18 protein-coding genes, 1 other RNA gene and 1 pseudogene are annotated in these 25594 nt (G+C 74.3%); 4 read left to right on the plus strand and 16 right to left on the minus strand.

Annotated features, from left to right (window positions below; translation table 11 throughout):
* From ABZ956_RS28900 to ABZ956_RS28925, 6 genes and pseudogenes are all read right to left on the minus strand, one after another.
* Nucleotides 1-158 (minus strand): annotated as a pseudogene (locus ABZ956_RS28900) (NAD-dependent malic enzyme); the annotation flags it as partial.
* Nucleotides 159-537: 379 nt separating this feature from the next.
* Nucleotides 538-2844: a UvrD-helicase domain-containing protein gene (locus tag ABZ956_RS28905; protein ID WP_361899993.1), complete on the minus strand. Its 2307-nt coding sequence runs from the start codon at nucleotides 2842-2844 to the stop codon at nucleotides 538-540.
* A 156-nt stretch (nucleotides 2845-3000) separates the two neighbouring features.
* Nucleotides 3001-3744, minus strand: coding sequence for a zf-HC2 domain-containing protein (locus ABZ956_RS28910; protein ID WP_361899883.1), 744 nt, complete (start codon nucleotides 3742-3744; stop codon nucleotides 3001-3003).
* Nucleotides 3741-4262: a sigma-70 family RNA polymerase sigma factor gene (locus ABZ956_RS28915; protein ID WP_361899886.1), complete on the minus strand. Its 522-nt coding sequence runs from the start codon at nucleotides 4260-4262 to the stop codon at nucleotides 3741-3743. The genes ABZ956_RS28910 and ABZ956_RS28915 overlap by 4 nt, the downstream gene beginning before the upstream one ends.
* 194 nt (nucleotides 4263-4456) lie before the next feature.
* The gene (locus ABZ956_RS28920) at nucleotides 4457-5053 is read right to left on the minus strand and encodes an ABATE domain-containing protein (protein ID WP_361899889.1); all 597 of its coding nucleotides are present in this window, start codon (nucleotides 5051-5053) and stop codon (nucleotides 4457-4459) included.
* 443 nt (nucleotides 5054-5496) lie between these two features.
* Nucleotides 5497-6453: a LysR family transcriptional regulator gene (locus ABZ956_RS28925; protein ID WP_361899892.1), complete on the minus strand. Its 957-nt coding sequence runs from the start codon at nucleotides 6451-6453 to the stop codon at nucleotides 5497-5499.
* A 238-nt stretch (nucleotides 6454-6691) separates the two neighbouring features.
* On the opposite strand from ABZ956_RS28925, the gene ABZ956_RS28930 reads away from it, so the two are divergent.
* The gene (locus tag ABZ956_RS28930; RefSeq protein ID WP_361899895.1) at nucleotides 6692-8518 is read left to right on the plus strand and encodes an FAD-dependent oxidoreductase; all 1827 of its coding nucleotides are present in this window, start codon (nucleotides 6692-6694) and stop codon (nucleotides 8516-8518) included.
* 42 nt (nucleotides 8519-8560) lie between these two features.
* On the opposite strand, the gene ABZ956_RS28935 is transcribed toward ABZ956_RS28930, so the two are convergent.
* The 6 genes from ABZ956_RS28935 to ftsE form a co-directional block, all read right to left on the minus strand.
* Nucleotides 8561-9748 (minus strand): hypothetical protein, encoded by a 1188-nt coding sequence (locus ABZ956_RS28935; protein ID WP_361899898.1) that lies wholly within the window; start codon nucleotides 9746-9748, stop codon nucleotides 8561-8563.
* Nucleotides 9749-9874: 126 nt separating this feature from the next.
* Nucleotides 9875-10244, minus strand: a transfer-messenger RNA (tmRNA) gene (gene ssrA, locus ABZ956_RS28940).
* 132 nt (nucleotides 10245-10376) lie between these two features.
* Nucleotides 10377-10880: an SsrA-binding protein SmpB gene (smpB, locus tag ABZ956_RS28945; protein WP_361899901.1), complete on the minus strand. Its 504-nt coding sequence runs from the start codon at nucleotides 10878-10880 to the stop codon at nucleotides 10377-10379.
* An 18-nt stretch (nucleotides 10881-10898) separates the two neighbouring features.
* Nucleotides 10899-12119, minus strand: coding sequence for a S41 family peptidase (locus ABZ956_RS28950; RefSeq protein ID WP_361899904.1), 1221 nt, complete (start codon nucleotides 12117-12119; stop codon nucleotides 10899-10901).
* 120 nt (nucleotides 12120-12239) lie between these two features.
* Nucleotides 12240-13151, minus strand: a complete 912-nt coding sequence (gene ftsX, locus ABZ956_RS28955; protein WP_361899906.1) for a permease-like cell division protein FtsX — start codon at nucleotides 13149-13151, stop codon at nucleotides 12240-12242.
* A 19-nt stretch (nucleotides 13152-13170) separates the two neighbouring features.
* On the minus strand, nucleotides 13171-13860 hold the full coding sequence (ftsE, locus tag ABZ956_RS28960) for a cell division ATP-binding protein FtsE (RefSeq protein WP_071961958.1): 690 nt from the start codon (nucleotides 13858-13860) through the stop codon (nucleotides 13171-13173).
* Nucleotides 13861-14135: 275 nt separating this feature from the next.
* On the opposite strand from ftsE, the gene ABZ956_RS28965 reads away from it, so the two are divergent.
* Nucleotides 14136-14330, plus strand: coding sequence for a hypothetical protein (locus ABZ956_RS28965; protein ID WP_361899910.1), 195 nt, complete (start codon nucleotides 14136-14138; stop codon nucleotides 14328-14330).
* Between the two features lie 88 nt (nucleotides 14331-14418).
* Here ABZ956_RS28965 and ABZ956_RS28970 read toward each other — a convergent pair whose 3' ends face one another.
* From ABZ956_RS28970 to ABZ956_RS28985, 4 genes are all read right to left on the minus strand, one after another.
* Nucleotides 14419-15405 carry a hypothetical protein gene (locus tag ABZ956_RS28970; protein WP_361899913.1) on the minus strand — a complete coding sequence of 329 codons (987 nt, stop codon included), beginning with the start codon at nucleotides 15403-15405 and terminating at the stop codon, nucleotides 14419-14421.
* Nucleotides 15406-15657: 252 nt separating this feature from the next.
* Complete coding sequence (gene prfB, locus ABZ956_RS28975; RefSeq protein WP_361899916.1) at nucleotides 15658-16764, minus strand: peptide chain release factor 2; 1107 nt, start codon at nucleotides 16762-16764, stop codon at nucleotides 15658-15660.
* Nucleotides 16765-16964: 200 nt separating this feature from the next.
* Nucleotides 16965-18338 carry a serine/threonine-protein kinase gene (locus tag ABZ956_RS28980; protein ID WP_361899918.1) on the minus strand — a complete coding sequence of 458 codons (1374 nt, stop codon included), beginning with the start codon at nucleotides 18336-18338 and terminating at the stop codon, nucleotides 16965-16967.
* 182 nt (nucleotides 18339-18520) lie between these two features.
* Nucleotides 18521-20332, minus strand: a complete 1812-nt coding sequence (locus ABZ956_RS28985; RefSeq protein ID WP_361899921.1) for a serine/threonine-protein kinase — start codon at nucleotides 20330-20332, stop codon at nucleotides 18521-18523.
* A 481-nt stretch (nucleotides 20333-20813) separates the two neighbouring features.
* Between ABZ956_RS28985 and ABZ956_RS28990 the strand changes: the two genes are divergently transcribed.
* Both ABZ956_RS28990 and ABZ956_RS28995 read left to right on the plus strand, forming a co-directional pair.
* Complete coding sequence (locus tag ABZ956_RS28990; RefSeq protein WP_361899996.1) at nucleotides 20814-24014, plus strand: FtsK/SpoIIIE domain-containing protein; 3201 nt, start codon at nucleotides 20814-20816, stop codon at nucleotides 24012-24014.
* 157 nt (nucleotides 24015-24171) lie between these two features.
* Nucleotides 24172-25581 carry an ABC transporter substrate-binding protein gene (locus ABZ956_RS28995; protein ID WP_361899924.1) on the plus strand — a complete coding sequence of 470 codons (1410 nt, stop codon included), beginning with the start codon at nucleotides 24172-24174 and terminating at the stop codon, nucleotides 25579-25581.
* The last annotated feature ends 13 nt before the right edge of the window (nucleotides 25582-25594 follow it).

Below are 25594 nucleotides of genomic sequence, written 5' to 3' on the forward strand. Positions count from 1 at the left end.
ATCCGCAGCTTCTCGTGGCCGGAAGCGGTCACGTCCAGACCGGTCACCGACCCGCCCGAGGACTCCACGGCCGTGGTCAGCTGGCTGACGGCCGTTCCGCCCGCGGGAACCTCCAGTCGGACCGTCATCGAGTACGAGACGCTAGGCGCCGTTGCCATGGCCGCTTTCCTCTGCTTTCGCTTGTTTCGCTCGTGGCGCGCGTCACGGAGACGCGAGACATCCGATCGTCCCACCTACCGGCGGGTAGGAGGTAACCAGGCCCTCATGGCGGAACAAATCTTCCGGAATACGAGAAGACCAAACGCCGAACGGGCGCCCTCCCCGTCAGGGGAGGACGCCCGCTCAGGACATCTGTGGCGGCACCGACCCGCCATGCTCGCCTCGCGGCAAGTGGTCGCTCGAAGCGACTAAGGTTGGGCCCGGGGGCTTGGATCGAGCCGGTGCCGTACCCAGGCTAACAAACGGGCCCCCGAAGTGATTCCGGTAGGGCACGTTCCGCTCTCAGAACGTCAGATCGGGCGCCGAGCCGTGCGGCTGTCAGTCCCTGAGCAGGTCCGGCACCCCGGCCCCGTCCGGGTCGTCCTTCTCGCCCGAGAGCACCGTCAGCCGCTGCGTGGCCCTGGTGAGGGCGACGTAGAGCACCCGCAGGCCGGCCGGGGACTCGTCGGCGATCTCGGCGGGCGAGACCACCACCGTCGCGTCGTACTCCAGGCCCTTGGCCTCCAGGCTGCCCAGCACCACCACGCGGTCGCCCAGGTCCGCCAGCCACTCGCGCGCCTGCGCCCGGCGGCCCATGGCGACGACCACGCCGACCGTGCCGTCCACGTCGCCCAGCAGGTGCAGCGCCTCCTCGCGCACGGCCGCGCCCAGATCGTCGCCCGCCACGGTGAAGCAGGGCACGACGCCGGTGGAGCGCACCGCCCGCGGGGACTCCATGCCCGGCATCGCCAGGGCCAGCACCCTGGCCGCCAGCTCGGCGATCTCCGCGGGGTTGCGGTAGTTGACGGTGAGCTGGAAGCGGCGGCGCGGGCGGGTGCCCAGGGCCTCGTCGCGGGCGGCGCCCGCCTCGTCCGGGTCGGACCAGGAGGACTGCGCCGGGTCGCCGACGATCGTCCAGGTGGCGTGCCGGCCGCGGCGGCCGACCATCCGCCACTGCATGGGCGTCAGATCCTGCGCCTCGTCGACGATGACGTGCGCGTAGTCGCGGCGCTCCTGCGCCAGGCGCTCGGCGCGCTCCCGGCGCGACTCCGAGCGCTGGGGCATCAGCTCCTCCAGCCCGGTGAGCTGGTCGAGCGGGTCCACCTCGCGCGGCTGCCGGGGCCGGAAGGGCACGCCGAGCAGCGTCTCCAGCTCGTCCAGCAGCGCCACGTCGTGCACGGACAGCGGGCCGCGGCCCTCGGCGTCCAGGCGGCGCAGCGAGCGGGCCAGCTGGCGCACCTCACGGGGGTTGAGCACCCGGCGCGACCAGCGGCCCAGCCGCTTCTCGTCGGCCATGCAGGCCAGCACGCGGCGCGGGGTGAGCTCGGGCCACCAGGCGTCGAGGAAGTCGGTGAAGACGGTCTCGGTGGTGATGTCCTCGTCGAACGCCGCCCGTGCCTCGGCCGCGAGTTCCGGGTCGGTGTAGCGCTTGCGGCCGCCGGCGCGGGACCACAGGGCGTCGAGGATCAGCCGGCGGGCGCGCGGGCGCAGCAGGTTGACGGGTGCGGTCCCGCCGAGCGCGGCGGCCCGGATGCGGCGCAGCTCCTCGGCCTCCAGCTCGACGCGGGCGCCGAAGGCGACGACGCGCAGCCGGTCGGGCACCGTCGCGGTGCCCTGCGGCACCTCCAGCGCCCCGCGCACCGCCTTGCGCAGCACCTTGAGCATGCGGGAGGAGCCCTTGAGGCGGGCGACGGCGGGCTCGTCGTAGGTGTCGGCCTCGGCGCCGTCCACCAGGGAGCCGACCGCGCGGATGGCGACCTGGCCCTCCTCGCCGAGGGAGGGCAGCACGCCCTCGGTGTAGGCGACGAGCAGCGGCGTCGGGGAGACCACCAGGATGCCGCCCGCGTAGCGCCTGCGGTCCTGGTAGAGGAGGTAGGCGGCGCGGTGCAGGGCCACGGCGGTCTTGCCGGTGCCCGGGCCGCCCTCGACCTCGGTGACCGAGGCGGCGGGGGCGCGGATGACCAGGTCCTGCTCGGCCTGGATGGAGGAGACGATGTCGCGCATCGTGTGGCTGCGGGCCTGGCCGAGGGCGGCCATCAGGGCGCCGTCGCCGACGACGGGGAGCGCGGCGCCGTCCAGGGTCGTGGACAGCTCCGGGCGCAGCAGGTCGTCCTCGACGCCGAGGACCTTGCGGCCCTTGGAGCGGATGACGCGGCGGCGTACGACCCGGCCGGGCGCCACGGGGGTCGCGCGGTAGAAGGGCGCGGCGGCCGGCGCCCGCCAGTCGATGACGAGCGGGGAGTAGTCGGCGTCCAGGACGCCGATGCGGCCGATGTGCAGCGTCTCGGCGATCTCGGCGCGCTCGCCGCGGACCGCGTCGTCGGCGGGCTCGACGGAGGTGTACGCGCCGTCCGGGCCCTTCTTGCCGTCCTTGCCGAGGAGCAGGTCGATGCGGCCGAAGAGGAAGTCCTCGAACTCGTTGTTCAGCCGGTTCAGGTGCACGCCGGCGCGGAACACCTGGGCGTCCCGCTCGGCGAGTGCGCCGGGCGTGCCGACCTGGCCGCGCTTGGCGGCGTCGTCCATGAGGAACTCGGCCTCGTGGATCTTCTCCTCGAGGCGCCGGTACACCCGGTCCAGATGGTGCTGTTCGGCACCGATCTCGCGGTCGCGGACCCCGTCGGGCTCCTTCGCCCGTCCTGTCGCCACCTGCGCGTCTGTGGCGTTCTGCGCGGCCACCCAGGCCCCCTTCTGCTGTGCGTAGGGCAGCCGTCAACCGTACGCGAACAGGGGTAGTGAGCGCACCTGTCAGGACATGAGGGGTTTGCCACGAGTGTCGCCTGTTGACGGATCGCCCGGGGGCGTTCACATGGGCACCGTCGCCAGGTGCCGACCGTCGAGCGTACGCACCTCGAACCGGGCGATGTCCGACCGGTCGAAGGCGGCGCCGCCGTGCGTGTAGAGCGGCTCCCTGGCCCACTCGGTGGCCGCGTCCGGCATGCCGTAGCCGGCCGCCGGCACGGCCCAGGTGGTGACCGTCTGCTCCTGGCCGTTCCTGCCGACGGCCACGAGGTCGCAGGTCAGCGGCCCCTTGACGTGGGCCAGCTTGAGGGCGACATGGGTGCCCCAGGGCTTGCTCTGCAGGGAAACGGTCGCATCGACGTCGGTGTCCGGGTCGACCGCGCCCTTCTTCTCGCCCTCCTCGTACATCTCCTTGGCGGCGCTGACGCTGCTGTGGCCGGGGGTGTCGCGTGCGGTGAGGGCGGCGCCGGCGAACGGCCCGGCGACGATCAGCGCGACGGCGGCGGCCACCAGCCACAGCCTGCGGGTCCGCCGGGCCCTGCGGGTGCCGGCGACGTCCTCCAGCAGCCGGTCCAGCAGCTCGGGGCGGGGCGTGGTGGTGAGGAGCTCCGGGTCGGGCGTGGACTCCTTGAGCTCGCCGAGGACGGGGGTGAGGCCCATGAGGTCCTCCAGCTCCGCGGCGCAGCGCGGGCAGGCGGCGAGGTGTTCCTCGAAGCGGGCGGCGTCCGCGTCGTCGAGAACGCCGAGCGCGTACGCGCCGACGGCGGTGTGCCCGGCCTGCTCATGGTCCGGTGCCGGCCGGTTCATGCCGTCACTCCTCGTTCTTCGAGCGAGAGCTTCAGGGAGCGCAGGGCGTAGAAGACGCGGGACCTGACGGTCCCGGCCGGTACGCCCAGCACGTCGGCTGCCTCGCTCACCGTACGTCCTTTGAAATAGGTCTCGATCAGTGCCTCTCGGTGGGCTTCGGAAAGGTCGCCCAGCGCGTCGGAGATCGTCATCAGGCGCAGCGCCCGGTCGATCTCGTCGGTGGCGGGCAGCAGTTCCAGGGGGCCCGGGTCGACCTCCCGGGGCCGGGCCTGCCGGCTGCGGTGGTGGTCGATGACGATGCGGCGGGCGACGGTGACCAGCCAGGGCCGTACGGAGCCGGCCGCGCCGCGCAGCCGGTCGGCGTTGCGCCAGGCGCGAAGGAGGGTCTCCTGGACGACGTCCTCCGCGCGCTGGCGGTCGCCCGCCACCAGGCGCAGCACGAAGGCGAGCAGGGGGCCGGCGTGCTCGTCGTAGAGCGACCGCATCAGGTCCTCGTCCGGACTCGTCCTGTCAGCCACGGCGGCATCCTTGCGCAAGCCTTCCCCCTGGGTCGATAGCGCGGTCCGGTGGTTCCCGGACCGCGGGGGTGTCAGGTGGGCGGTGGCCCCTTTGGGGAGGGGTACGGACGCGGTGGGCCGTGCGTTCAGGGTGGGGCGGGGTTTTCGCGGCCGGGAAGAGAGGGGCCGGGGGAAGCGGGGCGGGGCGGTCGCGATCAGCCGTTCAGGGCGCTGCCGTTGACGGGCCGGGCGCCGGCGCGGCGGCGGTGGCGGGCGACGCGTTCGCGGTTGCCGCACACCTCGCTGGAGCACCAGCGCCTGCGGCGGCCGCGCGAGGTGTCGAGGTAGACCAGCGAGCAGGTCTCGCCCTCGCACTGGCGCAACTGGCCGCGCGCGGCGGGGTCGGTGAGCAGGTCCACCGCGTCGCGGGCGACCTGCCCCAGCAGCGCCCCGCAGTCGGGGGCGGCGGCCAGGGTCCGCACGAGGAGGCCGCCCGGTCCGCGGACCGCCCGCGGCGCGGGCGGGGCGGTGGCGGCGAGGGCGTTGACGCGCTCGAGGTCGGGGTCGGCGGCGCGGCCGGCGACCTCGGCGTGCACGACGCGGTGCAGCAGGTCGCGGACGCCCTGGAAGCGCCCGAGCCAGTCGGCGTCCACGGCGTCGAGCGGGGTGCCCGGCGGCACCACGCGGGCCCCCAGGAGCCAGGACCGTAACCGCCGGGGACTGTCGAGCCGCTCCGCCGGTTCCGCGGTGGCCACCAGGTCGAGGCAGAGCCGCCCGGTGTCGAACCGCAGCTCGTAGGAGGCCGCTGCCATGTGCGTGTCACCTTTTCCCTCTGGGTGGTACCCCCGCGCGTCCCAGGGTGCCCGGCCGCGCCCCCGGCCGGAAGCCCCGGGGGCACGGGGTGCCCCCAAGGGCCTAGCGGATGCCGGCGGATCGGCCCCGGGCCCGGCACGGTCACCACGACCCGGGTTTCGGCCGCCGGACGGGCTCCGCGAACGCGCATGCCGGCGAATCGGCCCCGGTTCCGGCCCGGTCACCACTGCCCGGGTTTCGGACGCCGGACGGGCTCCGCGAGGGGCCCGTCACCTCAGCGGATGCCGACGGATCGGCTCAGGTCCGGCCCGGTCACCACTGTCCGGGCCTCGGTCACACCGGATGGGCTCCGCGAACGCGCATGCCGACGATCGGCCCCCGGTTCCGGCCCGGTCACCTCGACCTGGTCCTCGGCCGCCGGACGGGCTTCGTCAGGGGCCCGTCACCCCAGCAGTGCCGCGTCGGCCGGCGGCAGCCACGCCCCGGCGGGTCGCTCCAGCCAGTCGTGTGCCGCGGCGAGGTCCCGGGCGGCGGCGCGCAGGGCGTCGAGTCCGGGGTGGCGCAGCCCGCGCCGCCACACCATCATCACCGGTGACAGTGGCACCGGATCGGTCAGCGGCCGCAGGACCATGCCCGGCACCTCGATGAACTCGACGCTGGCCAGCACCGACCAGCCCCGCTTGCGCACGAGGCGGACGAACTCCTCCTTGCCCTCGATCCGGGGGAACGGCTCGGCGATCGCGATGCCGCGCCCCTCGAAGAGCCGCGCGGCGAGGTCCGTCCACTCCGCGGTGGCGGGGTTGCCCGCGGCCGCGTAGAGCGTCTCGCCGCGCAGGGCGGCCAGCGGGATCTGCTCGCGGGCGGCCAGGGGGTGGTCGTCCCGCAGGAGCACGGCCATCGGCTCCAGCCGCACGGGCTGGTGGGACAGCCCGGCCCGCAGCGGCTCGGGCAGGCCGCCCAGGCGGCCGAAGGAGACGTCGAGCCGGCCGTCCGCGAGAGCGGCGGCGGCGCCCGTGAGGCCGCCGTGGTGGCGGGCGACCAGCTCCGCCCCGGGCGCCGCGCGGCGGGCCGCCACGAGCACGCGGTGCCCGGTGCTGACGGGGCCGCCGACGTCCACGAGCAGCGGCCGGTCGGCGCCCGCGCAGGCCGCCGCCAGCTCCTCGTGGGCGGCGAGCACCCGCCGTACGTACGGCAGCAGGCGCTCGCCCTCCGCGGTGAGGGTCACGGTGCGGGTCGTCCGGACGAACAGGTCGGCGCCCAGCCGCTGTTCGAGCCGGCGGATGTCGCGGCTGAGGGCCTGCTGGGCGACGAACAGGCGCCCCGCGGCGCGGGTGAAGTGGAGCTCTTCGGCGACGGCGGCGAACGCCCTCAGCAGCCGCGGCTCTATGTCGTGTGGCACGCCCGGCAGTCAACCCCGCCCGGCGGCGCCCGCGCCACCCACACCGGTGGTGCGCGGGCCCCTCCCCCGCCCCGGGCCGGCGCGCCGCAAGGACGGTGGCCGTCCTCGGCGGCGGCGTCGGCGGGCTGACGGCCGGGCACGAGCTCGCGGAGCGCGGGGCGGCGGCCGCGCCACCCACACCGGTGGTGCGCGCCGATATCGGCCCGGGGCCCGGCCGCGCGGTCCTACCGTCCCCCGCATGACGCGCATGAGGCACATGCCGACACCCCCCACCTCCACCCCCACCCCACCCCGTAGAACCTTCCTGCGCTACGGCGCCGCCTCCGTCGGCGCCGGCGCCCTGCGCCCGGCCTCCGGGAGCGGCCCCTCCCCCGCCCCGGGCCGGCGCGCCGCACGGACGGTGGCCGTCCTCGGCGGCGGCGTCGGCGGGCTGACGGCCGCGCACGAGCTCGCGGAGCGCGGGTTCGAGGTGACCGTCCACGAACGCGGCGCGCTGGGCGGCAAGGCCCGCAGCGTGCCCGTGCCCGGCACCGGGGCCGGCGGGCGGCGGGACCTGCCGGGAGAGCTCGGCCACCGGGCGGTGTTCGGGCTCTACCGCCACCTCCCCGACACCCTGCGGCGCATCCCGTGCCCCGGTCGGCCCGACGGCGTCCACGGCAACCTCGTCGCGGTGCCGTGGCAGTGCATGGCCCGCGCGGGCGGCCGGCCCGACGCGGCGCGCCCGCTGCCCCCGCTCGGCGCCGCGCTGCTCGACGTGGACGCGCTGCAGCGGATGCTGGTGGGGTTCGTCGACCGGCATCTGCACCTGCCGCCGCGGGAGAGCGCGTACGTCGCCCGCCGCATGGCGATCCTGCTGACCAGCAGCGACGACCGGCGCCTGGGGCAGTGGGAGTACGTCCCCTGGGCCGACTTCGTGGCCGTCGAGGGCAAGTCCGCGGAGTACCGGAAGCTGTGGGGCAACCGGGTCCGGCTCTACGACGCGCTCGACCCGGCGCTGGCGAGCACCCGCACGTGCGGGCAGGGGCTCGAGGCGCTGCTCTACTCGCAGTTGCCGCAGGGCGGTGACGGGCCGGTGGCGCAGGTCTTCGACGGGCCGACGAGCGAGGCGTGGTTCACGCACTGGGAACGGCACCTGCGCGGCCTGGGGGTGCGCTTCGCGATGGGCCACACCGTCGACGCCCTGGAGCTGCGCGACGGACGCGTCAGCGCGGCCCGCGTCCGCACGGCGACGGGGACGGCACGCGTCGAGGCGGACTGGTTCGTGGTGGCGGTGCCCACCGAGCGCGCACGCCCGCTGTGGAACCCCCGCATCCGGGCGGCCGATCCGCGCCTGGCCGCGATGGACGGCCTGCCGACCAACTGGTGCCAGGGCATCCAGTACTACCTGCGCCGCCCGGCACCCGTCATCCGCGGCCACGTCCTGTACCCCGACGCCCCCTGGTGCCTGGTCTCGGTGAGCCAGGGGCAGTTCTGGCGGGAGGACTTCGCCCGCACGTGGGGCGACGGGCAGGTGCGGGACTGCCTGTCGGTGGACATCAACAACTGGGACGCCCCGGGCCTCCTCTACGGCAAGCCCGCCCGCCGCTGTACCCGGCAGGAGATCGCACGGGAGGTGTGGGCCCAGATGAAGGCGGCCCTGGAGGACACCGGGCGCGGCGTCCTGCCCGACAGCATCCTGCACACCTGGGCCCTGTCCCCGGCGCTCGCCTGGAACACCGCCGCCCGCGAGTGGGCCAACACCGAGCCGTACATGAGCAACGACGTCGGCACCTGGGACCGCCGCCCGGAAGCGGCGACGGCGATCCCCAACCTGTTCCTGGCCGCCGAGTACGTCCGTACGTACAGCAACGTCGACTTCGCCTGCATGGAGACGGCCAACGAGGCGGCCCGGCGGGCGGTCAACGCGCTGCTGGAGGCGACCGGTTCGCGCCAGGAGCGCGTCCCGCTGTTCGCGGGCTACCGGCCGCCGGAGCTCGAGGAGGCCAAGCGCCAGGACGCGGCCCGCTACCGGCGGGGCCTGCCGCACGTCCTGGACGACGCGCCCCCACGGACGGCCCGGGTGTGAGACGTCAGGCCGCCGCCATCTGTGCCTCCAGGTAGCCGGCGATCACTGGCGCGCCCCCGCCGCAGCCCGCCGCCGGCGGCGCAGCAGCACCGCAACAGCCCCCGCCGCCGCCAGCGCCGCACCCGCGGCGCCCGCAAGCGGCAGCGCGCGGCCGGGGCCGGGGCCGGTGGGCCCGGCGTGCGGGCCGGTGGCGCCGGTGACCAGGAGGTGGCCCGTGCGTTTGACCCGGCCGTGGTGGCTGATGACGGTGACGGGGTAGCGCCCGGATTCCAGGCCCGTGCGGACGCGTGCCGGGCCGACGTAGCGGGGCGGCGCGCCGTCGGCCGCCTTGCTGTCGTCGCGCCGCAGCGGTACGGGCGCCTCGAAGGCCGGGGAGGTCGCGGTCAGGCGCTCCTCCTCGCCCGGGTCGGGGGAGGCGTCGCGCCACAGGACGTTGACGCTCCCGCCCGCCGCCACCTTGTGGCCGTGCGTGCGGGCCGCGTCAGGGCGGCCCGTGGCGGTGAAGAAGGCCGGGCCGCGGGCCCTGCCGACGTAGTCCCGGTCGCCGGGCCGGGCCGCCCGGACCACGAGCGGCCGCTCCTGGACCCGGCGGCCGTCGGGGCCGGTGAGTGTGACCTTGTACGTACCGTCCTTGACGTCCAGGGGCAGGGCGACGAGCGCGGTGAACATCCGGGGGTTGTTCCAGTGCGGTCCCCGGGGGTCGTGGGTCAGCCGCACCTTCGAGCGGAAGGCCGGGGAGGCCGCGGTGAAGGTCTCGCCGCGCGCGCCGGGGCACAGATCGTCGAAGGACAGCCCCAGCCGCTCGCCGGGCCGCAGCACGTCGTCCGGCGCGCTCACCCGGAACACCGCCGGACGGGGCGCCCGGACCTCCACGCGGTCCTCGGCCACCACCCGGCCGCCGGCGTGGACGGTGAGGGGGTACGTGCCGGGATCGACGTCCATGGCGATCGCGGGCCGCGCGTGGTGGCGGTGGCCGCCGTGCCGGTGGGGGGTCAGCTGGACCGGGCGGCGGAAGACGGGCGAGGTGACGGTGACGCCGCCCCGCTCGCGCAGGCCCCGCACATCGATGTCGATCAGTTCGCCGGGGCGGTTGTCGAAGGCGCCGTTGAGCAGGAGGTGCGCCGCGCCGGGGCTCTCGTCGGCGACGGCGGCGGGGGCCGTGCCCAGCCACAGGGCGCCCGCGCCCACCGCGACGCCGGCCACTGTCCGTGTCCACTTCACCGGGTTCACCGGGCCCCCCTCGGTCGCCCCTGGGTCCCCCTGTAAGAGGCCCGTCCCGCGTCGTCGGTTGCCCCGGGAGGGAATGACGAAGGCCCCGCTGTCCTGGGACAGCGGGGCCTTCGCCTCACATGGGATGAGTGGAGATGGCGGGAATCGAACCCGCGTCCAACGGTGCAGAATCAGGGCTTCTCCGAGCGCAGTTCGCTGCGATTTTCTCGGCCCCGGAGATCACGCGAACAAGTCTCCGACGGGCTCAGTCACTGTTTGATTTCCCACCAGGTCCCGTGACCGGACCTAGTGGTTTAGTCCCCTAGCTGATGCCAGGATCCGGGTCGGGAACAGCCCCGGGCTGACACTTCGCAAGTCGCTACTTAGGCAGCGAGGGCGAAGGAATCGCGCTTGGTGTTGGCGATTATTGGTTGCGACATATGGTTTACGAGATCATTGCCGCTTCCTCGGCTCGCTTCCCCTGCTTCGACATCCGCTGTCGAAACCGATCATCCCCATGTTGATTTTTCAATGTACGCACGCGGCACCACCCGGTGTGCTGTGAGCCCATCGTACGTGACCAACGCACGACGGTGCCAGCTAATTCCCGCGACGTGAGCAGATCCGCCCAGGCCCGCCCGGGCCCGCCTTAGACCCGCTGCGCCCGCTGGGCGTGCTGGCGCCTGCGGGCCGCCGCGATCGCCCGGTTCGACTCGCGCGTGTCCTGCTTCTCGCGCAGCGTCTGCCGCTTGTCGTACTCCTTCTTGCCCTTGGCCAGGGCGATCTCGACCTTGGCCCGGCCGTCCTTGAAGTAGATGGCGAGCGGCACGATGGTGTGGCCCGTCTCCTGCGACTTCGAGTCGAGCTTGTCGATCTCCGCCCGGTGCAGCAGCAGCTTGCGCTTGCGGCGCGCGCTGTGGTTGGTCCACGTGCCCTGGGCGTACTCGGGGATGTGGGCGTTGTGCAGCCAGGCCTCGCCGCCGTCGATCTGGACGAAGCCGTCCACCAGCGAGGAACGACCCTGGCGCAGCGACTTCACCTCGGTGCCGGTCAGCACCATGCCGCACTCATAGGTGTCCAGAATGTGGTAATCGTGGCGCGCTTTCTTGTTCTGCGCGACCAGTTTGCGACCCGTCTTCTCTTTCTTAGCCATAGCGCCGCCATTCTCGCACTAGGACCCACCCCCGAGGCCACCCAATACTGTGCGGGCCCGCTGCTCGGCGTCACCGCGGACCACCAGGTCGGGCGCGATGCCGGAGCCGTCGACCGAGCGTCCGGCGGGCGTGCGGTAGTGGCCGACCGTGAGCTCGGCGACCGAGCCCTCCGCGAGCCGGCTGGGCATCTGCACGGAGCCCTTGCCGAAGGTGCGGGTGCCGACGACGACCGCCCGGCCGCGGTCCTGCAGAGCGCCGGCCAGCAGCTCGGCGGCGCTCATGGTGCCGCCGTCGACGAGGACGACCAGCGGGCGCCGGGTGTCGCCGCCGCGCTCGGCCCGCAGGACCCGCTGCCGGCCGTGGACGTCGTACGTGGCGACGAGGCCGCCGTCGAGGAAGGCGGAGGCGGTGGTGACGGCCTCGGCGAGCAGTCCGCCGGAGTTGCCGCGCAGGTCCAGGAGCACGCCCTCGCGGGGCGCCGCGGCCCGTACCGCGTCGCGGACCCGCTCGCCGGTGCCCTTGGTGAACGCCGCCACCTTGATCAGGGTCGCCGGGGCGCCCGCGGATCCCGGCCCGGCCAGCCGGCCGACCTCGACGCTCTCGGTGGCCAGCCGCTCCCGGAGCAGCGTCCGCTCCCACCGCCGGTCCCCGCGCTGCAGGCCGACGCGTACGGGCGTGCCGGGCGCGGCGGCGGGCCAGGCGGTGAGCGCCCGGCCGTCGCCGCGCAGCAGGGAGACGACCTCGGTCACCGGCCGGCCGGTGACGTCGACGGCGTCCACGCTGCGGATCCGGTCGCCGGCCCGGACCCCGGCCCGCTCGGCGGGGCCGCCCGGCCGGACGCTGTCGACCTCCATGCGGCCGCCGGCCGCGCGCCGGGTGGTGAGGCCGACCCCGACGTAGGCGCCGTCCAGCGCGAGCGCGAAGCCCTCGTACTCGCGGGGGCTGTAGACGGCGCTCCAGGCGTCGCCGCTGCGGTCGAGGACCTCGGAGGCCGCCTCCGAGCCGGACCTGCCGTCCTGCGCGGCCTCCTCGGCCGCGGCCTCCAGGGCGCTGCGGTCGACGGCCCGGGCGGCGGTACGGGGCGGGGTGCGCTGCCACGACGGGGTCCGGCCGTCCTGTGCCTCCCCGCCCCAGGAACCCACGGCGGCACCCGCTGTCAGCACACCCACGAAGACCAATGTCAGAGCCGCCCCGCGGCGGACGCGGCGCGGCGGAACGAACATCGTCGGGCCGGGCATGCGCGTGAGTCTAGGACACCGAAGGGCGCCGCACGGGGAGTTGACCGCACGGCGCCCTTGGCATGTGAAGGATGTTGAGGTAATTCAGGGAGGCGCGCGGGAGGGGCGCGGTAGGGCCGGTCAGACCTTGAGGTACTTGCGCAGGGCCGCGAAGGCCGCCAGGGCGGGCATGAGCAGGCCGATGGCCAGCACCAGCGGCAGCTTGGCCAGCACCGCGTCCCAGCCGATGAACTGGATGACGTCGATGTGGTGGGCGAGCCAGTTGTTCACCAGGAAGTACTGGCCGCCGACGAGCAGCACGCAGGCGAAGCCCGCGCCCAGCAGACCGGCGAAGGCCGCCTCCATGATGAACGGGATCTGGATGTAGAAGCTGGACGCGCCGACCAGCCGCATGATCCCGGTCTCGCGCCGGCGGCTGAACGCCGAGACGCGGACCGTGTTGACGATCAGCATCAGGGCCACCACCAGCATCAGGCCCATCACGCCGAGCGCCGCGTAGTTCATGCCGTTGAGAAGGTTGAAGAGGTTCTCGAGCAGGGTTTTCTGGTCCTGCACGACCTGCACGCCGGGCCGCTGCGAAAAGGCGCTGGAGATCACCGCGTATTTGGACGGGTCCTTGAGCTTGACGCGGAAGGACTCCTGCATCTGGTCCGGCGTGAGGGAGCCGGCGATCGGCGATTTCCCGAACTGCTCCTTGTAATGCTTGTACGCCTCGTCGGCCGTCTCGAACTGGACGCTCTGGACCACCGACATCTTCTGCAGGTCGGTCTTGATCTGTTTCTTCTGCTCGTCGGTCGCCACGCCCTTGGCGCAGGCGGGGTCCGACTCGGCATCGATCTTGTTGCAGAGGAAGATCGAGACATTGACCTTGTCGTACCAGTAGCCCTTCATCGTGCTGACCTGCTCACGCATGAGCAGGGAACCGCCGAACAGGGCGAGCGACAGGGCGACGGAGACGATGACCGCGAAGGTCATCGTGAGATTGCGGCGGAGACCGACGCCGATCTCCGACAGGACGAACTGGGCGCGCATGGCGTCCTCTCACTGCCTTTCAGTGCTGGTAGCCGTAGACGCCGCGCGACTGGTCGCGCACGAGACGGCCCTGCTCGAGTTCGATGACGCGCTTGCGCATCTGGTCGACGATCTGCTGGTCGTGGGTGGCCATGATGACCGTGGTGCCGGTCCGGTTGATGCGGTCGAGCAGCTTCATGATGCCGACGGAGGTCTGCGGGTCCAGGTTTCCGGTGGGCTCGTCGGCGATCAGCAGCATCGGGCGGTTGACGAACGCGCGGGCGATCGCGACGCGCTGCTGCTCACCGCCGGAGAGCTCGCCGGGCATCCGCTCCTCCTTGCCGCCCAGTCCCACCAGCTCCAGGACCTGCGGGACGGCCTTGCGGATCTCACCGCGCGGCTTGCCGATCACCTCCAGGGCGAAGGCGACGTTCTGCGCGACCGTCTTGTTCGGCAGCAGCCGGAAGTCCTGGAAGACGGTGCCCAACTGGCGGCGCATCTGTGGCACTTTCCAGTTGGAGAGGCGGGCGAGGTCCTTGCCGAGCACATGGACCTGGCCGTGACTGGCCCGCTCCTCGCGCAGCAGCAGCCGCAGAAACGTGGACTTCCCGGAACCGGAGGAACCGACCAGGAAGACGAACTCGCCTTTCTCGATCTCGAGCGAGACGTCCCGGAGTGCCGGACGGTTCTGCTTGGGGTAGGACTTGGAGACGTTGTCGAATCGGATCACGAATGCACCACGCGTCGACCTGGAGAGCGGCACGGAACGCCGCGTTCACGGCGCCCGTCGGTGTGCGTGACCATACCGAACCGTCCGTGTACGCGCAGTCGGCATCCGGGGTTGACGCCACCATTACCGGCACCATCGGGGACAAACCCTGGACAATTGGCCTCCGTTTCCCGGTTTGCGGGGCCGCACGCGCCGAACGGCGGGAAAGCTGGCACAGTGGTAAGGGGAACCGCAGAGCGCTCCCGCGCGTTGGACGTACCGGAGGAGGACATCGCATGACATGCGACCGACTGGTGTGCGCCAACTGCGCGGCCCCCGTCAGCGAGGGCAGGTGCCCGGTGTGCCGGGCGAGCCGCGAGCGGCTGCAGCACCAGGAAGGCATCTTCGGCGGGCTGACCCCGGCGGCACTCATAGTGCTGCTGGTGGCGCTCGTCGCGGTGATGGTGCTCGTTCGCGGTTTCGCGGGGTAGCGGGGGGATTACACGTGGCAAGGGCCGAGGCCCGGGGCGCTTGGGCGCCCCGGGCCTCGGTCGTCTCGCGCTGCGGCGTGTGCCGTCGTCAGGCGGCCGAGCTGCGGTTGATCAGGCGCGGCAGCATGCGGAAGCCGACGCCACCCGCGATCATCGTCGCGGCACCGGCCACGAGGAAGGCGGTCTGACCTGCACCGGTCTGGGCCAGCTCACCGGTCTGGGCCAGCTCCTCCTTGGGCTTGCCCTGCTGCACGGGCTGGGAGCCGGCGCTGTCGGGGCTGGTGTTGCAGTTGCCGTCGGTGTCCACCGGGCAGGTACGGGCGTCGTCGCCGCCCTCGCCGCTGCCACCACCGGTGCCACCGGTGACGGAGCCGCTGTGGTCGCCGCCGGTCGAACCACCGGTCGAACCGCCGGTGGAGCCGCTGCCACCGGTGGAGCCGTGGTCGCCGCCGGTGGAGCCGCCACCGGTCGTGCCACCGCCCGTGGTGCCACCGCCGGTCGTACCGCCACCGGTGGTCCCGCCACCCGTCGTGCCACCGCCCGTGGTGCCGCCACCCGTGGTCTCGCCACCGGTGGTCCCGCCGCCCGTGGTGCCGCCACCGGTCGTGCCGCCACCCGTCGTGCCGCCGCCCGTGGTCTCACCGCCGGTCGTACCACCGCCCGTGGTGCCACCGCCGGTGGTACCGCCACCGGTGGTCTCACCGCCCGTGGTGCCGCCACCCGTGATGCCACCGCCGGTGGTCCCGCCACCGGTCGTACCACCGCCCGTGGTCTCACCGCCCGTGGTGCCACCCGTGATGCCGCCCGTGGTGCCGCCGGCCGTCTCACCACCGGTCGTGCCGCCGCCCGTCGTACCGCCCGTGGTGCCACCGGGAGTGGTGGGCTGCGGGATCGTGGTCGGGCCGGACGTCGGGTCGCCGGCGGCGGTGTGGACGTCCACGCTCACACCGAGCCCGGGAACGTCGACCCCGACACCGGCGGCCGAAGCCGCGCCGGCGGCCGTCAGCGAAGCGCCCGCGGCGATCATCGCGCCGGCCGCTATGCGCGCAACGCGCAGCCGCGTCTTGTTCGTCATTGCCTGCTACCCCCAGTAGCCGATCTCGTCAATGGAGCAGCTATGCACGGGGCGGTGGCGCTCCGGGGGCGGCGTGACCGAACCGGCCGTACACAGTGTCGTACGAGCCGGGGCGCTCGCCCCCCGCCACACGTGCCCCAGTGATACGCATGCCGCACGCCAGCCTTCCCAGTTTTGCGGGCAGCGTCAAGGAAGTTACGGGCGTGATGTCCGGCTACGCAGGGGTTGATCGGGTTTGTCGGCCCGGGGTGTTTACTTCTCCTGCTGCTTGCGCCAGCGGATACCGGCCTCGAGGAAGCCGTCGATGTCGCCGTCGAGCACGGAGGTGGGGTTACCGACCTCGAACTCGGTGCGCAGGTCCTTGACCATCTGGTACGGGTGCAGGACGTACGAACGCATCTGGTTGCCCCAGGAGTTGCCGCCGTCGCCCTTGAGCGCGTCCATCTTGGCCTGCTCCTCCTGGCGGCGGCGCTCGAGGAGCTTGGCCTGGAGGACGTTCATGGCGGTCGCCTTGTTCTGGATCTGCGAGCGCTCGTTCTGGCAGGAGACGACGATGCCGGTCGGGATGTGCGTCAGTCGCACCGCGGAGTCGGTGGTGTTGACGCCCTGGCCGCCGGGGCCGGAGGAGCGGTAGACGTCCACGCGCAGCTCGGACTCGTCGATGTCGACGTGGTCGGTCTGCTCGACGACGGGCAGCACCTCGACGCCCGCGAAGGACGTCTGGCGGCGGCCCTGGTTGTCGAAGGGCGAGATGCGCACCAGGCGGTGGGTGCCCTGCTCGACGGAGAGGGTGCCGTAGGCGTACGGGGCCTGGACGGCGAAGGTGGTCGACTTGATGCCGGCCTCTTCCGCGTACGAGGTCTCGTAGATCTCGGTCTTGTAGCCGTGGCGCTCGGCCCAGCGCAGGTACATGCGCTGCAGGCGCTCGGCGAAGTCGGAGGCGTCGACGCCGCCGGCCTCGGCACGGATGTTGACCAGCGCCTCACGGGAGTCGTACTCGCCGGAGAGGAGGGTACGGACCTCCATCTCGTCCAGCGCCTTGCGGACGGAGAGCAGCTCCGCCTCGGCCTCGGCCAGGGCGTCCGCGTCGTCCTCGGCCTCGGCGAGCTCGAAGAGCACCCCGAGGTCGTCGATGCGGGCGCGCAGCGCCTCGGTCTTGCGCAGCTCCGCCTGGAGGTGCGACAGCTTGCTGGTGATCTTCTGTGCCGCGTCCGGGTCGTCCCACAGGGACGGGGCGGCCGCCTGCTCCTCGAGCACGGCGACGTCGGCCCTCATCCTGTCGAGGTCCAGAACGGCCTCGATCGACCCCATGGTCGAGGAGAGGGACTTCAGCTCTTCGGATACATCAACGACTGCCACGCACCCAGCCTAACGGCTACGCCGGCTTCCCCGGTCCGAAGGGCCACGCCTTCCTCCTCCAACCCGGCCTTTCGGCCCGCCGGACGGCCCCGGAAGCCCGGCCGACGGCCGGTCCGGGACCGTCGGACACCACGTCAAGGGCGGGATTTCCCCCTCGCGGTCACGGCGGGAGGAAAAAGAAAGGGGTACGCGGGCGCCGGCTACCGCAGGGGGGCCACCGAGCCCTGGGCCGGGTCCTGGGCGGGGGCGCCGGGGCCGTGGGCCGGTTCCGTGCGGTGGACCCCCGGCTGCTTGCCGCCCGGCTTCGCGTCGCCCGCGTCGTTGCCGCCGCCCGTGGCGAACCAGCCACCCACCCCGGCGGCCGCGGCCAGGGCGACCGCCGCCGCGCCGAGCCTGATGCGGCGGCGCCGGATCTCCGCCGAGGAACGGTGCCGCGCCGAGCCGGCCCGGCGCTGCCCGGGCGAGCGCGGGGCGCGGGCCGTGCCGTGCGCCCCGCCGGCCAGCTCCTCCGGGCCGGGCACACGCATGCTGGTGTGGGTGTCGCGGCTGGAGTCGGAGACGGCGGCCGGTACGAGCGGCACCGCGCCCCGGCGCCGCGGCCCGGGAACGGCGGCGGCCGCGCCGGACCCGCCGGCCCCGGCCTCGTACGTACTCTCGCGCTCCGTGCCGTCGGCGCCGCTCTCGTCCGGTTCGTCGATGTCGAGCGGCGGGATCCCGGCCAGGCCGGGCAGCAGCTCGCGCAGCCGCGCCGCGAGCTCCGAGGCCCGCAGCCGGGAGGCGGGCGCCTTGGCCAGGCACTGGACGACGAGCTGCCACAGCTCGTCGGGGATGCCCGGCAGCGGGGCCACGGTCTCCGTGACGTGCCGGCGCAGCACCGCGCCGGGGTGGCCGCCGCCGAAGGGCGTGAAGCCGGCCAGCAGCTCGTACAGGACGGTCGCCAGGGCGTAGACGTCGACGGACGCGCGCGGCGGCAGGCCCTCGATGATCTCCGGCGCGAGGTAGTCGGGGGTGCCGATGACGCTGCGGGCCGCGCCGGCCGGGCGCTCGGAGCGCTCCGAGCGGTCGCGGGCGGGGCGGGGGAAGTCGACGAGGCGGGCGATGCCGAAGTCGGTGAGCAGCGCGGGGTGCGCGCCGCCGGGCCCGAGCGGGCCCTGCATGTCGAGGAGGACGTTCTCCGGCTTGACGTCGCGGTGGATGACGCCGGCGGCGTGCGCGGCGGCGAGGCCGTCCGCGACGTCGGCGACTATCGCGACGGCCGCCTCGGGGGCCAGTCGCCGCTCGCGGTCGAGCCGTGTGCGCAGGTCCGTGCCGCGGATGAGGTCCATGACCAGGGCGAGGTCGGCGCCGTCGACGACGAGGTCGCGGACGCCGACCACGTGCGGGTGGTCCAGGCCGAGCAGGGCCGCGCGCTCCTGCACGAAGCGGCCGACGAGCTCCTGGTCGGAGGCGAGGTCCTCGCGCAGGAGCTTGATGGCGACCGGGCCCTCGGGGCCGTCGCCGAGCCACACCGTCCCGGCGCTGCCGCGGCCCAGGACCTGGTGGGCGGTGTACCGGCTGCCGATCTTCCGTGCCAAGACTGTTCCCCGACTCCTCCGTCATCCGACAGGCTCGCTGGCGACCAAGCTACGCGGCCGAGGGGGCGTTGGGGACACCGATTCGGTGCCAACCGTCACTTCTGAGGCAGAAAACACCCGTCGGGTGTCGACATGTCGACCACCTCATCCCCCGGTCATGGGCGTGTCGGCCCCTCGGCGGGCTACCGGCTGGAGACCAGATCCGAGATCCAGTCCTTCGTGTCGGTGACCCAGTCCCAGGTGGCGTCCCAGAAGCTCTTGCCGTCGGCGACCCAGTCCTTGAGCGGGGTGAACTCCCAGACCAGCCAGGAGCCGACCACCAGGACAACGATCATGAACAGGCAGCCCTTGAGGCAGCCGAGGCCCGGGATGCGCATGGGGTTCGCGCTGCGCTGCCGCTGCGGGCGCGGCTCCCGGCGCGGCGCGGGGGCCGGCTCGGGCGCGGGCGGCGGTGCGTACCGCTGCGGCGGCCGGGGCTGCTGCTGGGGCGGCTGGGGAGGCTGAGGCGTCTGGTAGCGGGGCTGGGGCTGCTGCCGCTGCGGCGGCCGCGGCGGCGCGTAGTGCTGGGGCGGCTGCGGCTGCTGCTGCGCCTGGGGCGGATACGGCTGCTGCTGCCCGTACTGCTGCTGCCCGCGCGGGCGGCCCTGCGGAGGCTGCGGGGGCTGCTGGGGCGCGGGGCCGGGGCGACGCGTGGGACGGCGGCGCAGCGGGTCCTCGCTCGGGTCGAGGTACTGCACCTGGGTCTGGTCGTTGCGGTCCCGGGCCGCGCGCATCTGGGTCTGCCACGGGTGCGGGCTGTCGCCGCCCTCCGGGCCCTCCGCCCGGTGTCCCTGCGGGGGCCCCGGGGGCACCGGCGGCATGACCCGGGTGGGGTCGGAGCCGGCACCCTGCGGGCCGGATCCTGCGGGCAGGACCTGGGTGGGGTCGGCGTTGGGGCCGGGCGGGGTGCCCGGCAGGAGGCTGGTGGCCGCGTCGGGGTCGTACGCGCCGGGGGCGCCGGGGCCCGCGGGCAGGACCTGGGTGGCGTCGGCGTCGCCGGCCCCGGGCGCCGCGCCCAGGCCCGTACCGGGCACGTACGTCGGCTCCGGGTCGGGGGTGAGCAGCGCGGCGACGCCGAGGGCGGCCTCGGCCTGGGCCGGGGAGGCGTGGACGCCGACGCCGGCCGCGACCACGCGCAGGGCGCGGGCGAGGTTCTCGGCGCTCGGCCGCTCCTCGGGGCGCTTGCGCAGGCAGCGCTCGATGACCGTCCACAGCGGCTCGGGGACGGTGGTGGGGCGGCGCGGTTCGGCGCTGAGGTGCTGGTGGAGCACCTCGAGCGCGGTGCCGCCGCCGAACGGCGGACGGCCGGTGACCAGCTCGTACAGCAGGATGCCGGCGCCGTAGATGTCGACGGCGGAGGTCTGCGGGCGCCCCTCGGCCGACTCGGGCGCGACGTAGGCCGGGGTGCCCACGAACTCGTGGGTGCGGGTCAGGCCGGGCGAGTCCGCGAGGCGGGCGATGCCGAAGTCGGTGAGCATCGGGTGCAGCTGGCCGCCGTCGCTCTTGAGGAGGACGTTGGCGGGCTTGAGGTCCCGGTGGACCACGCCGTCGGCGTGGCTGGCGGCCAGGGCGTCGGCGATCTGCGCGGTGATCAGCGCGGCCGCCACGGGCGTGAACGGGCCGTTCTCCCGCAGGTAGCGGTGCAGGTCCGGGCCGTCGACCAGGTCCATGACCAGCGCGAGCAGATCGCCCTCGACGACGAGGTCGCGGGTGCGCACGATGTTGGGGTGGGTGAGCCGGAGGAGGACGGAGCGCTCGCGCAGGAACCGCATCACGACGTCCGCGTCGTTGGCCAGCTCCTCCTTGAGGACCTTGATCGCCAGGGTCTCGCCCGGCTGTCCGGCCACCGCCGCCTCGGCTCCGGCCGTCTCGCGCTGGCGCGCTCGCCAGACGGTGCCCGTGGCTCCGCGTCCGAGCGGCTCCTCGAGCAGGTATTTGCTGCCTACCGGCCGCACGTCATGCGCTCCCTGGTCGTGATCCGAGCTGTCTGTCCGGGCTTGTCCGGGCCCTTGCGATACCGCTTTCGCCTTCCGCCCACTGTAGTGCCGCGACGCGGACCGCCGTTCTGGCGAATCCGGTGAGGCTCCAGGGAAAGACGCGACCCACGGACGGATGGTTGCCGGGCGCGCCGGACTGTCGTAAATAACGGCAAGAAATGGGTCGAGACTGGACAACTCAGAGAAGAATTCAGCCATCGCCCGACGGTGACCTGGAGCTTCCGCATACTCGGATGGTCGTTCAAGATCACGAATCGACTCTCGCCGGGCGAGTTGTCGGTGGCAGGTGCGAGGATGCTCGCAGCACGGATGCGCCGGGGAGGGAGCGGGAAACCCCGCGCGACGTGGTGACCTGTACGTGCCGACGCGCCCGTGCGAGGTGGGGGAAGGCCGCCTGCCCCTGTCTTTCACCTGGGGCAGGAAGGGACCGTTGACGGCGATGCAGATCCGGCTGACCGTCCTCGGGCCGCTCAGCGGCCACACCACGTGCGCCTGCGATGTGCTCGTGACCGCCCCCTCGGGGACCGCGCTCGCCGCGGTGGCCAGTGGCCTCGCGGCCGCCGTGGCCGCGGCCGGCTCCGACCTCGGCGGCGGTGCCGTCGTCGTCCACGCGGGCACCGAGCGGCTCGACGCGCAGCGCTGCGCGCTGGGCGAGCCCCCGCTGATCGACGGCGCGGTGCTCTCGCTGGGCGCCCCCGCCGACCCCGAGCGGCACGCGGGCGTGCTGCCGTCCGGGATGCCGGACGCCGTCGCCAGCCTCCACGTCGTCTCGGGCCCGGACGCCGGCGGCGTCCACCTGCTGCACGGCGGTGAGGTGCGCGTCGGGCGGTCCAGTTCGGCGGACGTCCCGCTGGACGACCCCGACGTCTCGCGCCTGCACTGCGCGGTGACCCTCGCCGACGACGGCAGCGTCACCCTGCACGACCTGGGCTCGACGAACGGCACGACCCTGGAGGGCGAGAGCGTCGACGGCGCCCCCGTCGCGCTGCCGCCGGGGGCGCTGGTGCGGGTCGGGGAGTCGACGCTGAGCCTGTATGGGACCGATTCCCCCGAGCCGCTGCCGGCCGCCCCCGACGGCGAGGGACACCTGCGGCTGGCCATGGCCGCCGCAGGCGCGCCGGCCGACGCCCCTTCCGCCGGGGCCGCCACCTCCAGCGCCACGGGCCTGGCCCGCTTCGGCGCGACGGCGGATCACGGCCCCGATCCCGTGGCCCCCGGCCACACCTCGCACGCCGCCGGGTTCGCCCACCTCTCTCACCCCGCCGACCCCGCCGGCGACGGCACCCCCGCGCCGGGGGCCGCCGCGGAGGCGCCGTCCACCGAGGGCAGGCGCCGCAACCGCGGCATAGGGGCCTGGGCCCGCCGCCTGGCCGGCGGGCTCGGCGGCGCGCAGCGCGTTCCGGGCGACGCCGCCGAGGGCCTCGATCCCGGCGACGCCGGCGGTGCCGGAAGCGCCCTGACCACCGCCGCCGCGCTGCGCGAGCGCTGGCCGGACCCCGCGGCGGTCCTGCTGACCGCGCTCGGGCCCGGGCCCCGGCTGTGGGAGCGCGGCCCCGGCCACCCGGACCTGCTGACCGTGCGCGTGGGGACGGCCGACCGGTACGGCCCCGACGGCAGCGGCCCGCTGCCGTCCGTGCCGGTGACGGTCGCCCTGCGCCAGGCCGGGGCGCTCGGCCTGGCCGGCCCCCGGGCCCGGCTGTCCGGGCTGGCCCGTTCCGTCCTCGCCCAGCTCGCCGTGCTGCACGCGCCCACCACGCTGGAGTACGTCCTGATCAGCGCCGACCGCTCGCGGCCGGTCGAGGAGCGGCTGGCGGAGTGGTCCTGGCTGGGCTGGCTGCCGCACCTGCGCCCCGCGCACGGGCAGGACTGCCGGCTGCTGCTGGCCTACGACCGCGAGCAGGCCGAGGCCCGCACCGCGGAGCTCGTGCGCCGCCTGGACGACGGCCCGCTGGGCCCGCACTGGGCCACCGCCTCGCCCGAGGCCGTCGCCACGGCCGCCGCGGGCCACCGCGGCCCGTACACGGTCCTGATCGTGGACGGCGACCCGGGTTCGGCGGCGCTGCGCGAGACGGTCGCGCGGCTGGCCGTGGGCGGTCCGGCGGCGGGCGTCCACCTGCTGTGCCTGGCCGACGCCCCGGCCACCACACCCGCCTCACCGGTCTCCGCCACGCTCGCGACGGCCGAGGCGGTCTCCCCCGCGTTCCCGCACTGCGGCACGGTGGCGCTGCTCAGCGGCGACGTGGCCACGGTGGTCCAGGTCATCCACCGCGTCCCCGCGCCCGTACCGCCCGTCGGCGGGCACGGTCAGGCTCCCCGTCCGGTGGCCGCCGCCCCGGCCGGCGCCGCCGTCATCGGCGCCCTGGACGCGGTGTCCGGCGCCTGGGCCGAGCGGTTCGCCCGGGCGCTGGCCCCGCTGCGCAAGGCCGACGGCGCCGGCGACCCGCACGCCGCGCGCATCGCCGCCGCGCTGCCGCGCACGGCCCGGCTGCTGGACGAGCTGGGCCTCGCCCGGGCCACGCCCGCCTCGCTCACCGCCCGCTGGGCGGCCGCCACGGACCGGGGCGCGCGGCCCGGCGGGCGCGCCGTCGCGGTGCTGGGCGCCGGGCCGCACGGGCCGCTCACCGTCGACCTGGCGGCGGACGGGCCGCATCTGCTGGTCGAGGGCGGCCCCGGCAGCGGCAAGACCGAGCTGCTGCGCTCGCTGGCCGCCTCGCTCGCGGCCGCCGACCGGCCGGACCGGCTCTCCCTGGTGCTGGTCGACGGCGCCGCCGCCGAGCGCGGCGAGGGCCTGCGGATGTGCACGGACCTGCCGCACGTGTCGACGTATCTGGCCGCCGCCGACCCGGTGCGGATGCGGGAGTTCGCCCAGGCGCTCAGCTCGGAGCTCAAGCGCCGCGCCGAGCTGCTGGGCACCCTCGACTTCACCGGCTGGCACGACCGGCACCCCGCCCCGGCGCCGGCTCCGGCCGTCGTGGCGCCCAGGCGCCCGTCGGACCCGGTCTCCGGCGACCTGGAGCCGGCCCCCAGCGGCACGCTCAAGCTCCGTACGCAGCGCGGCGCTCCGGCGCTCACGGCGGACACGGCCCTGCCCCGCCTGGTGGTGCTCGTCGACGACTTCGACGCCCTCGTCGCGCCCGCGCTGGGCAGCACCGGGCGGCCGGCGGCCGGTTCGGTCGTCCGGGCGCTGGAGGCCGTCGCCCGGGACGGCGAGCGGCTCGGGGTGCATCTGATCGCCGCGTCGGGCCGCCCGGAGCGCACGGCGGACACGGCGGCGGTCGAGCGCGCGGGGCTGCGCGCGACGCTGGAGATCGCGCCCCCCACGCCCGACGGCCCGGCCGGGGCGGGGCAGGACGGCTGCGCGGGCGCGGGCGAACCGGCCCCGGGGCGCGGCAGGTTGCAGCGTCCGGACGACGCGGCGGCCGTCCCCTTCCAGGCCGGCCGCGTCACCGGCCGCATTCCGCGCACCGCGACCCTGCGCCCGACCGTGGTACCGCTGGACTGGCAGCGCATGGGCGACCCGCCCACCCGCCGCCCGCTGCGCGAGCTGGGCAACGGCCCCACCGACCTGGCCCTCCTGGCCAGCGCCCTGCAGCGCGCCGCCCAGTCCGCGGGGGCACAGGCGGCTCCTCCGTTGCTGTAGCAGCGTCACAGCCCGGTCACGATAGGAGAGTTGACACCGGAGACGGTATTGCGGCGGATCGTCACCGGGCGTAGGACTGTCGCACGGGAGTGCGGCCGTACGCCGGGGCGACGTGCGGCACGGCCGGCTACGGGGACCGGGCACGGGAGGTACGGCCATGCGCACGGCGACACGTACATCACTGGGCACGACCCGCGCGGCACGCGCGGCGCGCGGAACCATCGCACTGGCCGCGGCGGGGGCCCTGGCCCTGGGCGCGGCGGGATGCGGGGGCGACGGCAAGGACGACGGCGACAAACGGCCGTCCTCACCGGTGCCCGGCAAGTCCGACGTCATCTCCCATACCGTCCAACTCCCCAAACTCGAGGGCCAGAAGCTCAAGGTGACCGCCGTCTGGACGGGTGCCGAGCAGAAGAGCTTCACCAAGGTCCTGGACGAGTTCGCCAAGCGCACCGGCGCCGAGGTCTCCTTCGTGCCCAGCGGCGACGACATGTCCTCCTTCGTCGGCTCGAAGGTGGCCGGCGGCGACCCGCCGGACGTGGCGATGCTGCAACAGCCGGGCGTGCTGCGCGAATTCGCGCAGAAGGGCTGGCTCAAGCCGCTCGGCGGCGAGGCCACCGGGCAGCTGGACAAGAACTTCGCCAAGGGCTGGCGGGAGCTCGGCGCGTACGAGGGCAAGCAGTACGGCGTGTACTTCAAGGCGACCAACAAGTCCCTCGTCTGGTACAACACCAAGATCTTCAAGGCGGCGGGGGCCAAGGAGCCCAGGACCTGGCAGGAGTTCCTGAGCGCCGCGCAGGCCATCGCCGACTTCGGCGTCTCCCCGGTCTCGGTCGGCGGGGCGGACGGCTGGACCCTCACCGACTGGTTCGAGAACGTCTACCTCTCCCAGGCGGGCCGGGAGAAGTACGACCAGCTCGCACAGCACAAGATCAAGTGGACGGATCCGTCCGTCAAGGACGCGCTGACCACCCTCGGCCAGCTCTTCGGCAAGAAGGAGCTGCTGGCGGGCGGCAACGACGGCGCGCTGCAGACCGCGTTCCCCGCCTCCGTCACCCAGACCTTCGCCGACGGCGAGAAGGCGAAGGCCGCCATGGTCTTCGAGGGCGACTTCGCCGCGGCCAACATCACCGGCGCCAAGGCGAAGATCGGCACGGACGCGAAGGTCTTCCCGTTCCCGGCGGTGGGCGGCAAATCCCCCGTGGTGACGGGCGGCGACGTGGGCGTGGCGCTCAAGGACGGCCAGGCCGCGCAGGCCCTGCTGACGTTCCTGGCCTCCTCCGACGCCGCCGGGATCTGGGCGAAGGAGGGCGGCTTCGTCTCGGCCAACAAGAACCTCGACCCCGCCGCCTACCCCGACGACGTGCTGCGCTCCATCGCCAAGGCGCTCGTCGCCGCCGGGGACGACTTCCGCTTCGACATGTCCGACCAGGCCCCCGCGTCCTTCGGCGGCAAACCCGGCCAGGGCGAGTGGAAACACCTGCAGGACTTCCTGCGCAACCCCCAGGACGTGGCGGGCGCCCAGCAGCGGCTGGAGTCCGACGCGGCCAAGGCGTTCAAGAGCTGACGGGACGGGACCG

This window comes from Streptomyces sp. NPDC046261, assembly GCF_040646235.1.
Classification (GTDB): Bacteria; Actinomycetota; Actinomycetes; order Streptomycetales; family Streptomycetaceae; genus Streptomyces.